General features: G+C 39.8%; 10 protein-coding genes. All 10 read right to left on the reverse strand.

Translation table 11 applies throughout. The annotated features are described in order from the left end of the window. Positions 1 to 18: 18 nt before the first annotated feature. Positions 19 to 846, reverse strand: coding sequence for a hypothetical protein (locus WC906_00975; protein ID MFA5776997.1), 828 nt, complete (start codon positions 844 to 846; stop codon positions 19 to 21). 15 nt (positions 847 to 861) lie between these two features. Beyond that, entirely contained in the window at positions 862 to 2133 is a 1272-nt protein-coding gene (locus WC906_00980) for a hypothetical protein (protein MFA5776998.1), read from the reverse strand. A gap of 229 nt (positions 2134 to 2362) precedes the next feature. Continuing rightward, the gene (locus tag WC906_00985; protein MFA5776999.1) at positions 2363 to 2740 is read right to left on the reverse strand and encodes a hypothetical protein; all 378 of its coding nucleotides are present in this window, start codon (positions 2738 to 2740) and stop codon (positions 2363 to 2365) included. 273 nt (positions 2741 to 3013) lie between these two features. Then, on the reverse strand, positions 3014 to 4159 hold the full coding sequence (locus WC906_00990) for a S1C family serine protease (protein MFA5777000.1): 1146 nt from the start codon (positions 4157 to 4159) through the stop codon (positions 3014 to 3016). 9 nt (positions 4160 to 4168) lie between these two features. Next, positions 4169 to 4906, reverse strand: a complete 738-nt coding sequence (locus tag WC906_00995; protein MFA5777001.1) for a hypothetical protein — start codon at positions 4904 to 4906, stop codon at positions 4169 to 4171. A gap of 96 nt (positions 4907 to 5002) precedes the next feature. Beyond that, positions 5003 to 6283: a trypsin-like peptidase domain-containing protein gene (locus tag WC906_01000; GenBank protein ID MFA5777002.1), complete on the reverse strand. Its 1281-nt coding sequence runs from the start codon at positions 6281 to 6283 to the stop codon at positions 5003 to 5005. Positions 6284 to 6381: 98 nt separating this feature from the next. Further along, a complete protein-coding gene (locus WC906_01005) occupies positions 6382 to 6564 on the reverse strand; it encodes a ferredoxin (GenBank protein ID MFA5777003.1) in 183 nt (60 codons plus the stop codon). Positions 6565 to 6672: 108 nt separating this feature from the next. Next, the gene (locus tag WC906_01010; GenBank protein MFA5777004.1) at positions 6673 to 7743 is read right to left on the reverse strand and encodes a peptidylprolyl isomerase; all 1071 of its coding nucleotides are present in this window, start codon (positions 7741 to 7743) and stop codon (positions 6673 to 6675) included. A 96-nt stretch (positions 7744 to 7839) separates the two neighbouring features. Further along, positions 7840 to 8226, reverse strand: a complete 387-nt coding sequence (locus WC906_01015; GenBank protein ID MFA5777005.1) for a septum formation initiator family protein — start codon at positions 8224 to 8226, stop codon at positions 7840 to 7842. A 258-nt stretch (positions 8227 to 8484) separates the two neighbouring features. Further along, positions 8485 to 10332 (reverse strand): translation elongation factor 4, encoded by a 1848-nt coding sequence (gene lepA, locus WC906_01020; GenBank protein MFA5777006.1) that lies wholly within the window; start codon positions 10330 to 10332, stop codon positions 8485 to 8487. Positions 10333 to 10652 lie beyond the last annotated feature (320 nt).

The following is a 10652-nucleotide window of genomic DNA, read 5'->3' on the forward strand; positions in this document are numbered from 1 at the left end:
GGGACTCTCCGTCCAGTTTTACGTGTAGTTCAGCTTCTCTGTTGCATCCTTGAGAAAAACAATGAGCGTTTCCTGAGGAGTGCCTTTGAGCTTATCCTCGAAAAACTTCTTCATTGTCCCCTTTACGTATCTCTTTGCCAATGCCTTCTTGGGCTCGGCCTGCCTCACGAATGATTCAGGATAATCTGGGCCGTCAGGCATTGAATCGATCTGGAAAGTGTTATATGTCTCCTTCTCCTCGTCTGCGCAGGAGCATATAACACGATGATTCACCCCGTTTGCTTTGACCACAAAATTGAAGGGGCGAGGGTCGAAGCCATATATCTCTTCGGCTGTGTCTTTGGGCACGTTGTCAACCTTCTTCTCAATCCGTCCTGTTCTAAAATATACCAGGGCGCCGAGACTACCTAAGCCGATGACAAACAAAGCGATGAGCAGGTAAGTATTACTGTTACTTTCCCTTATCGCCTTATTACCGAAATCCGTGATGGATTTGGCTGTTTCGGTGTCCTTTTTTGCAAGGGATTCCCTAAGAGCCGTAGCCGTCTCGGTGTCCTTCTTCCCGAAGGCTTTCTTGTAAGCTTCAGCCGTTTCGTCTTCCCTTTTTTTAAGGGCTTCCTTAAAGGCCTTGGCTGTTTCGGTATCCTTGCTTTTTAAAAGTCCGGATACCTTGTTGAATACTTTTGTCGCGATTCCATCCTCGGTGACCGGAGCCGGTGGAACCGGCTCTCCTTTGACTACTACAGTTGCAGTCGGAGCTAGTGGAACCAGCTCCTCAGCGGACACCTGCGTCATAGACGCAAGTGCAACTGCCACGAACAGCACTGCTATAAAAAGTCTTCTCATGGTAACCTCCTTTGGCTATCGTTTCAGATCAGTGTAACATGTCGGGACGCTTTTCAGCTCCTTCGCTCGCGCAAAGGAATACTGTGCTTCCTTTCCGTTCAATTCTCGAATTGCCCAAGACCAATTGTAATAGACCTTAAGTACAGTTTCCTGCGCTCCAGCCAATTTCTTGGTCGGGGTGCCATCAGGCTCTTTGCCGTTAAAGAAGTCTCTTTCGGCAATTTGATATTGCTCAATTGCCATAGCAAGATACTTCTTGTCACCGGTACATTCATAGAGATCCAGGAAACCGTCGCCGGCTGCCTTTCGGTGGATCTCATTATTGAGACACGGGGTTTTGCAATGGAGGCAAGCCTCCAAATGCATCCTAATCCGTGCCCAGATTTCATCCAAATTACACTTCAGTTTCTCCGGTTCCTTTGACTTTTCAACCGCAGGCGGAGTTATCGATTTTGGCGGAAACAGAATTTCCAGTGGCACAGAGCAAACCACAAAAGCTGCTCCAGGCCTGCCGAACTCAGTGTTCTGTTGCTTTGACACGCCAGCACTTGGCGAAACAGCTCCGCCGTTCAAGAAACTCTTAGATATCCAGCTGAAAATGCCAGACACTGAGAATTCAAAACCCTCGGGGACGAAATATCCCTGAAAGAATTGGTCGACCGGTACAAAGACATTTGCTCCGAGAGGAGCTAGGTCTTCGAACACTCGCACTTGAAAGTGCGGAACATTTACCGGATTCTCTTTGTCGAGCTTGGAGTTGTAAAGCATGATGCCCATAATGTGCTCATCGCTGAGCCTGGGCAAGATTTGCTCTACAAAAACCTTTGGATTAACAAAGTAACCCTTGCTATCCCTTGCTGCCTGATAAGTGCGTTTGATAATGGGAGACGGAATTATCTTTCTGTTTCGCCTCTCCCATTTTTCAGCGCCGTTCATTCCGTCGTTGATGTCCTTGATTGTCTGAACTTCCGAAGAAGTCAAGACCCTCATAAACTGCACGGAAGTTTTCAACGAAAACTGGCTAATGAAATGCCCGTAATCGTTAAGAGGAAACTCCGCGGCACCGATATAATGAGTACCGGTGAACGGCAAGCTTCCAAGGGATTTATTCCCATTGCTCTGAGGAGCATAGGTTATTCCTTGAATCTGCGCTTGCTTCTGAATCTCTGTCTGATTTTGTTCAACGGTATTCTCGAGAGTGCTTACACTCTCGTTTCCACCTGCAAACGTGATGTTCGCGATAGAAACCATTGCCACTACTGCCAGAATTACGAGAATCTTTTTCATATTGACCTCCTTGGTCGTGAGATGTCGTGTCTATCTATCTATCTATCTATCTATCTATCTATCTATGTAATCCGAAAAAATTATATTCGGTTGTCAAAAAACTTATCTATATATTTTCACAGTGTTTGTCAATTTTATTTGACCAGCACTGAATTAAATATTCAGAATAAAAATATTTTGCCTGGAAGGAGAAAAACTTCTTCTCCTTCCAGACGTGAGTGCGGGCGGTCTACCGAGATTTCAAGGTAATCTTTCCGCTTCCCCACTGCTCCCCGTATTGTCTTTGGAATCCCCCAGGGATCTCTCTAGCCTGTTCGTAGCCCGTGTCATATCCGCCTGACATGTCTACCCTGACGAGATCGGGGTTGCGCTCATAACCTTTGGCTCCGATGCTGAGTGACCCTGCCTGCTGAGCCTCCATGAAGTAGCTTTTACCAAAGTTGCAGGCATCGCCGCAGCCGGTTTTCATGGTTCCCACATTAAGAAACGTGTTAGTTGCGGTATCTACATATCCGCTACCTTCTCCTACCCACTGCGCAGACGCTGGCGTTGTTGTGAATGCAAAAACGATTCCGATAATCAAGGTCAAAAACATTGCTTTTTTCATGGTATCCTCCTTGTTTTTTCCGACAAACTAGGTTTGCCGGCACTTCTACTTCTTTAAACTTTAAAGAACTTTCACCTCCTTGTATGATTTTTTGCTATTGTTTCAAGCGGGTTTTGTTGCGTATTTGTTAGGATTTCTACGCCTCCCTTGAAACAACGGCGATTCTTTTTACCCTATTTTTAGGAACCTTATACCCTAGCACAAGCCTTTAAATTTGTCAAATAAAAAATCGCCCGAAGGCGATTTTTTAAAAATATATGTTATTGAAGTTTGTTATAGTTTCACCGGTATTTTCATCTCTTGCCCATCCCTCAAAATTGTTAATTCAATCGCGTCGCCTTTTTTATATTGGCCAAGAAGATTGGATAGCGGATTATCGAGATTTATTTCCTTGCCGTCGACAAAAGTAATGACGTCATTTATTTTCAGTCCGGCTTTTTCCGCTGGAGATCCGGCAATGATGGCTAGTCCTTGTTTTCCGGAGGGAGAATAAATCAACGCTCCTTTGTCGTAGCTTAAATTGTTGGCCAGCGCATAAGCCTTGCTGATGGGTAGATAATAAATTCCCATTTGCGCTCTGGCGCCAAGCTCATTTTTGATAGCCAAGTCCATCGTGTTTTTGACAACATTGGAAGGGATTTGAAAAAACTTTTCTTGATTATCAACCACGACAGAGCCAACGATTCCAACTAATTCTCCATTGTAATTTATTACCGGTCCGCCCAAATATTCTTTCTGGTTCAGGAAATCAGTTTCAAACACGCCTTCCAACTTTTCCGACAAAGATAAAGTTTTTCCGGCAATGTTGAAGGTTTTATTGATGTTGCTCAAAATTCCGGAAGAGTATCTATTTTGATAATCTTCAAATGAATTTCCGATGGCGATTAGCTTTTTCCCCGGGTAAAAATCATCTGAATTGGCAAAAGAAGCAACAGAAAGATTGGAGGTATCCATTTTAAGAAAAGCCAAATTGGTAAATTCATCTATTCCGACTAGCTTGGCGTCAAATGAAGATCCATTAAGCAAAATAATTTTGTAATTAGCATCGTTTTCGATGAGAGTCGTCCTATAGGTTACTACAAAACCGTCCGAAGCCACCACCACTCCCGTTCCATTTTTGATTCCCTGAAGAGGATTTAGAACCGATTTATTTTTTTCCGAAACAGAAATTATGTTTACGACCGTTGCTCCGGCTTGAGAAGCTACTTTACTTACCGAATCATCCTCCTTTACTTCCACTTGCTCGGTTTTATTGACTATAGTTATGTTTTCTGAAGCTTTTTTAAATATTTTTAGTTTTGACAAAGTTGGAGAAAGGCTGATTTTAGGAATGATATAACCCTGAAAAACCATAGAACCAAATCCCCCTATCAGAAATAGCAAGAGTCCAACTAAAAATAATCGCGTAAATTTATTCATAAAATTAGTTTATACTGTTAATTGCCACCTTGAACTAAAAAGAATTAGTCCAATGAGAAAGCTGAAAAATATCAAATTAATAACAATCTTCCTTTTTGACAGCTTGTAGGTAAAATAGCTCTGGGCAAGGTCCCAGAACACATAATAGAAAATAAGGGCAATAACGCCGGTTGTCAAGTACCCGAACGGCCAGAAATTTATTACCCAGGAAATTTCTGCCATTGTCAGTCCGAGGATTAGGCTGTAAGTCAGGACTTTTCTTTTGTCGGAAGAAAGGATTCTGAGGTAATGATAACTCAAAATAAAGGTTATGGACAGGAAAACAATCATCAGAAACCAGAGCGGGATTGAAAAGTTAATATATAATCCGTAGAATCCGGCATAAAAGAAGAAAACTGTGGCAAAAAGGCCTCCGGAAATAATTCCTCTGGCTGTTTGATCTCCCTCGTAATTTTTCAAACGGTAAATTCCCAAGAAAATAAAGTAGTAAATCGCTGAGGAAATAACAATAAAAACCTGCCGATCCATACTATCATGAATCAGGTAGAAAAGAATAATTGAAGAAATCGAAAAAATAATAGGAACTGTTGCAAGAGAATAGCTTTTCCCGCTTTTTTTCGCGCTATAAATAGAAAATAAAACCAGAAAAATTCCGGCTTGCCACACCAAATTGCCAGTCGCAAAAACAACCTCGAAAATTGCAAGAAACATTATTGCATACAATAGCGATTTGAGATGAAAAAACATTATATATTTGTCATTCTGAACGTAGCGTAGCGAAGTGAAGAATCTCTATTGTATTTCGTTCGAGATCCTTCGTCGCGGCGACTCAGGATGACTTCGTCATTTTCTTTCTTCCAATTTGACTTTTATGTCATTCGTGCTTCCCTTGTGCCACACTTTGAGAGTTATCGTATCCCCGACATTATAATTAGCAATAAGATTGCTTAGTTGATTTTTGTCATCTACCTTTGTTCCGTTTATTTCAAGAATAATATCATTCTCCTGAATGCCGGCTTTATCGGCGGGAGATCCGGGCATTACCGCTAGGTCGGTAATTTTTTGTCCTCGGGTTATTAACGCTCCATAAGCATAGGCGAGATTATTTTCCGATTGTATTTTTTCATCTATTGCAACGCTTCTCACTCCGAGAAAAGGAGTGGATATTTTCCCATTACTGTTTACTTGGTCTACGATTTTTTTAATTTGATCGGCTGGAATTGAAAAAGCAATATTCTGGGCTCCCTGTGCCATGGCTACATTTATTCCTATCACATTTCCATTAATATCCAAAAGCGGTCCCCCTGAATTTCCGGAATTTATGGCTGCGTCAGTCTGAATGATGTTGCTTAAGTGCTCAGATTGTCCAAGGCCTGAACCTGCAGTTAAATTTCTTCTAAGTCCGGAGATAATTCCCTTGCTCACGGTGTTATAGAATTCTCCGAGAGAATTCCCGATAGCTATTACAGTCTGGCCGATTTTCAATGAATTAGAATCGCCAAAATTCAAAGTTGGGAAATTATCCCCTTCTATTTTTATGACAGCAATATCTTTAACGGGATCTCTAGCCAGAACTTTAGCCGGATATTCTTTGTCATCGCTAGTAATAACGGTATAATCGGCGCTTATGTCGCTAACGACATGCTTATTTGTTGCAATCATTCCATTTTGATTGACAATGAATCCTGATCCGGCTCCGACAGTCTGTTTTTCGGTTCCCGACTCTTGACTTGAAGGATTATCGAAGAATCCAAACGGATCTTCAAAAAAACTTCTGTATTTTGGAACGTCTTTTGAAATTACTATGCTTACGACTGCCGGTGATGATTTTTGAACTACGTCGATAATGGCTGAATCTTCTTCGATAAGCTGTTTCTTTCTTACCTGAACGGATTGACCGGAGTTTTTTCCTGGATTGTCGATTTTTGAAAAGATCTTGTCGGATATTTTTCCTCCCATAAGACCAAAAATTGCTCCAAAAAATGAGGACAAAAATACCGAAAGAATGGCGAACATTATAATTATGGAGTTTAGGGAGAAAGGCTTTTTTAGGATTTTCCTCCCGGTTTCTTGTTCTTTTTCCTCCTTTTTTATATTTTCTTGGTCGTCATTTATATTTTCCATAAAAATTTTATTCGCCCAAAACCTATTTTTATCAGAAAATAGGTTTTGGTGAAAATTAATTTCACTTGTATTACTCTGTTTTGGATATTGATATTTCGCTATTTTTCCTGGGAAATAGCGCTTACCGGACAGCTTGCGCTTATTTCGTCGAGATTGCAGTTTCCGCATTCTTCCGATATAACCTTTGATTTTCCATTCTCAACCTTAAAAAGGTTTGGACAGATAGACTCGCAAACCCCGCATCCAATACATAGTTCTTCGTCGACTTTTATTTTTGGCATAATATTTTATCCCACGAATTACGAATTATTTGCAAATATACAAATTTATCATAAACTAAGAATTAAAATATTTGTATATTCGCATCCGATTTGTAATTTGTAGGTTTTTTAAAATAACACTGATGCGTCTCCTTGAAAATTTTCTATGGCGTCATTTTCAAAATCTTTCATATCTTGTTTTTTGAATTCCAACAGCTGGGTTTCTTTATTCCATGAATAATCTTTGACAATTACGGTAAATTTCATTTTTTTCATTTCTTCCGTCAAAAAATCAGCGAATGTTTTTTTAGGAATAAAAATTTGCCTTATTTTTGCCAGTTCATTTTCATTTTCTGTTTTTTTGTCTTCAAGCTCGACAATATGAAAACCGAGAGAACTTTCTATGATTTCGCTTTTCTTGCCTTTTTCCAGCGAGAAAACAATGTCAGATATTTCCGGAATTAATTGATTTTTCTTGAACCAGCCAAGTTCTCCCCCGTCTTGGGCTGTTGACCCTTTGGAATATTTTTTTGCTGCTTGGGCAAAATCTTTATTCTTAGCAAGATCTTCTTCCGCTTTTTCTATTTGAGATTTGGCTTCAAATATTGTTGGGTTATTTACTTCAAAATATTTTTCCAATTCTTGCTTGCAAATATCAGGGCGCACTATCTTTTTCTTAAAATCATTTTCAGTCCATCCATAAAGGCGATCCAGATTATTTTTCAAATCTTCCTCGCTTTTGTATTCTTCCAATTTTCTTGATAAATTTTGGTCGACCAGTTCTTTCGATATGTTTATGCCATTCTTTTTTGCGATAATTTCGATGGCCTTGTCTTCTATCATTCGATTTAAAATCCCTTTTTCTTTAATTTTAAGCCTTTTTTGGCCGCTTTCTGTTGAAAAATCAACTCTCATATTAATCTCGGAAAAATCCTGGCTTTCGTAGAATTTTTTTACAGAATCCAAGTTTGAATTAAGCTCGCCCATGCTTATGAAATGAGAGTATCCTATTATTGCAGCCGGATAAGGAATTATCTTTTCCGCTTTTTTGATGAAGCTATTGTTTAATCCAAAAAAATAGATAAGAACGCCGAAAACAGCAACAATTCCGAAGATTATTATCAAAGCAGAATAAATAATAGTAGATATTCCTACTTCTTTATTCTTATTTTTTTCTTTTTCTGCCTCGTTTTTTTTCATGAGAATTTAAAATATAAAAGAAGTCTTTATTTGTTTATTTGAGAGGCTTCGCCGCGGCGGCTCAGGATGACAGCAGGGTTTATATATTTGCGGGAACTAATATTTAAAGAAATAATCCCACCATTTTTCGTAGTTAGGTTTTTTCGGAACTTCTTTTTCGGCGACAGTTGTTTTTCCGGCTATTCGTTCGCTACCGGAAACCAGACTTGGCTTAATAATGGCTACGTTTTCATTTTCCTTCTGTAAATTGAGTTTTTCTTTGGCCATCTTTTCCTGAAATTCAGGAGTTTCAAAATAAACAATCTTATCCTGCATTGCCTTGTTATTCTCACGAAGTTTCTCTGCTTCTGTTCGCAGATTGTTTATTTCGCTTTCAATCTGCTTGCTTCTTTTGTTTTCTTTGAGCGCAAAATAAGAAATCCATCCGGTAATAACAATCCCGGCTACTGCGAATAATATTGAAAAAAAGGATTTTTTTCTCATTTTCATATGTCATTTCGCACTTGATGCGGAATCTACGCTTTCGATTATCTGCAATCTAACGATTATGTAGATTCCTGCTCCCCGATTTCTCGAGGACAAGTTTCGCAGGAATGACAGGTATAAATTGTTTATCTCATTAACGGAGCAAGTTCAAAAGCGATCATAGATAAAACTCCCAAAACAGTAATAATTGTCCAAATAATTCTCAATTTCCTTTTCCGTTTGTTTGTGTGCATATGTTAATTATATCAGATATGATTATTTCTTCAAAACGGCCAGAAAAGCTTCGGACGGAATGCTCACTTTTCCGATGTTGCGCATCTTTTTCTTCCCCCTTTTCTGTTTTTCGAGGAGCTTTTTTTTGCGGGAAACGTCTCCTCCGTAAAGTTTGGCAATAACATCTTTTCGAAAAGCTTTAACAGTTTCTCTGGCAATTATTTTGGCTCCAACAGCGGCTTGAATAGCCACAGCGAAGTTTTGGCGAGGAATTGAATCTTTGAGCTTCTCCACGGTTGATTTTCCCTCATAAAAAGCTTTTTCTTTCGGAACAATTCGGGAAAAAGCTTCTATTTTTTCTCCAGCGACCAGAATATCAAGCTTAACTAAATCATACGGCCGGTAACCGATCAGTTCATAGCTCATAGAAGCAAAACCGGAAGTGGCGCCTTTAAGATTGTCATGAAAATTTATAATGACATCGGTTAGTGGCGCTTCAAACGAAAGCAATACCCGTTCCTCGTCAAGATATTCTGTATTTTTGTACATCGATCGGATCCCTCCCATAAGTTCCATTACTTGTCCTAAGTATATTGAGGGAGTAATGATATCCAATTTTACAAACGGTTCGGAAATTTCTTCTATTTGAGAAGGATCGGGCATTTCAGAAGCTGAATATATTTTTATTAACTTGCCGGTATTAGCTATTTTAACTTCATAAACTACGCTTGGCGTGGTAATGGTTGGAAAAATATCAAATTCTCTTTTTAGTCTTTCGTGGATGATTTCAAGGTGAAGAAGTCCCAAGAATCCGCAGCGGAATCCTCTTCCCAAGGCCTTATTGCTTTCCGGTTCGAAAGCAAAGGCGGCATCATTAAGCTTGAGTTTGTCCAGTGCATCGCGCATAAAATTATAGTCATCACCTTCAACCGGATAAAAGCTGGCATAGACCATCGGTTTCACTTCTTTGTATCCGGGCAAACTTTTAACTTCGTCTTTTGTTTTAGTGAGAGTAATCGTGTCTCCCACTCGGCAATTTGAAACGCTTTTGAATCCGGTGGCGATGTATCCAATATCTCCAGCTATCAAAATTTCCGAAGGATCAAGTTGCGGCTTAAAATACCCGACTTCGATCACGGTACTTTCATTTTTGTTGATGGTCATCAAGAGTTCATCGTCTCGTTTCACTTTTCCGTTCATAATCCGGACATAGGCCAGCACTCCTTTGTAGGAATCGTATTTGGAATCGAAAATAAGCGCTTGAAGCGGTTTTTCCTCGTTTCCAACAGGTGCCGTAATTTTTTCTATGATAGCCTCCAGAATTTTTTCCACTCCTTCTCCGGTTTTTCCGGAAGCTAAAAGGATATCTTCTTCTTTGCAACCGAGGATATGGATTATTTCTTTTTTAGTTTTAGGAACATCGGCATTAGCCAGGTCAATCTTGTTGACTACCGGAATAATTTCCAGTCCCTGTTCAATGGCGAGATATAAATTGGAAAGCGTCTGCGCCTGCACTCCTTTGGTCGCGTCAACCAAAAGCACTGCGCCTTCAACTGCCGCCAAAGACCTTGAAACTTCATAATTAAAATCAACATGTCCTGGAGTGTCAATCAAATTGAGGATATAGGATTGTTCTAATCGTTCTAGCGTTCCATCGCTTTGCTTGTTCAAATCGTTTTTAACGTTTTGAACTTTATAAACAATTCTCACCGGCTGTAATTTTATGGTAATTCCTCTCTCCCGTTCCAAATCCATCTGATCTAAAATTTGGTCTTTCATTTTTCTTTTCTCAACTGTGTTGGTAAATTCCAAAAGTCGATCGGCGAGCGTCGACTTCCCATGGTCTATGTGAGCAATTATGCAAAAATTTCGGATGTTATTTTGAGCCATATGTCCTTTATTCTATATTAAAAAGGCATTTATTTCAATACTTGATAATTTATATAAAAAAAGCCGCGGATTCCTTTTTTGAATTCCACGGCATAAAGAGGCAGGGGGCAGGAATCGAACCTGCGTGAATACATGCCATTGACCGGGCAATGCATATTTTTCGCGGATGAACTTTCTTTGGCAGTCTTTGCTACCAGACCTCTCAAGCCATCCATTTCCCCGTGCACACCCCATCAAGGTGATAGCGTTTGGCCATTGCGCCTCCCCTGTCCAATTGCATAAAAAATAGCAGATGTTTTTTTAAAAAGCAAGAAGCATAT

The sequence above is a fragment of the Parcubacteria group bacterium genome (genome assembly GCA_041657845.1).
Lineage (GTDB): Bacteria > Patescibacteriota > Minisyncoccia > Moranbacterales > JAKLHP01 > JAKLHP01.

Excerpts from the sequence above, each read along its gene's own strand:
- WC906_00975 (MFA5776997.1), bottom strand. The coding sequence starts at position 846 with ATGAGAAGACTTTTTATAGCAGTGCTGTTCGTGGCAGTTGCACTTGCG.
- WC906_00980 (MFA5776998.1), bottom strand. The coding sequence starts at position 2,133 with ATGAAAAAGATTCTCGTAATTCTGGCAGTAGTGGCAATGGTTTCTATC.
- WC906_00985 (MFA5776999.1), bottom strand. The coding sequence starts at position 2,740 with ATGAAAAAAGCAATGTTTTTGACCTTGATTATCGGAATCGTTTTTGCA.
- WC906_00990 (MFA5777000.1), bottom strand. The coding sequence starts at position 4,159 with ATGAATAAATTTACGCGATTATTTTTAGTTGGACTCTTGCTATTTCTG.
- WC906_00995 (MFA5777001.1), bottom strand. The coding sequence starts at position 4,906 with ATGTTTTTTCATCTCAAATCGCTATTGTATGCAATAATGTTTCTTGCA.
- WC906_01000 (MFA5777002.1), bottom strand. The coding sequence starts at position 6,283 with ATGGAAAATATAAATGACGACCAAGAAAATATAAAAAAGGAGGAAAAA.
- WC906_01005 (MFA5777003.1), bottom strand. The coding sequence starts at position 6,564 with ATGCCAAAAATAAAAGTCGACGAAGAACTATGTATTGGATGCGGGGTT.
- WC906_01010 (MFA5777004.1), bottom strand. The coding sequence starts at position 7,743 with ATGAAAAAAAACGAGGCAGAAAAAGAAAAAAATAAGAATAAAGAAGTA.
- WC906_01015 (MFA5777005.1), bottom strand. The coding sequence starts at position 8,226 with ATGAGAAAAAAATCCTTTTTTTCAATATTATTCGCAGTAGCCGGGATT.
- lepA (MFA5777006.1), bottom strand. The coding sequence starts at position 10,332 with ATGGCTCAAAATAACATCCGAAATTTTTGCATAATTGCTCACATAGAC.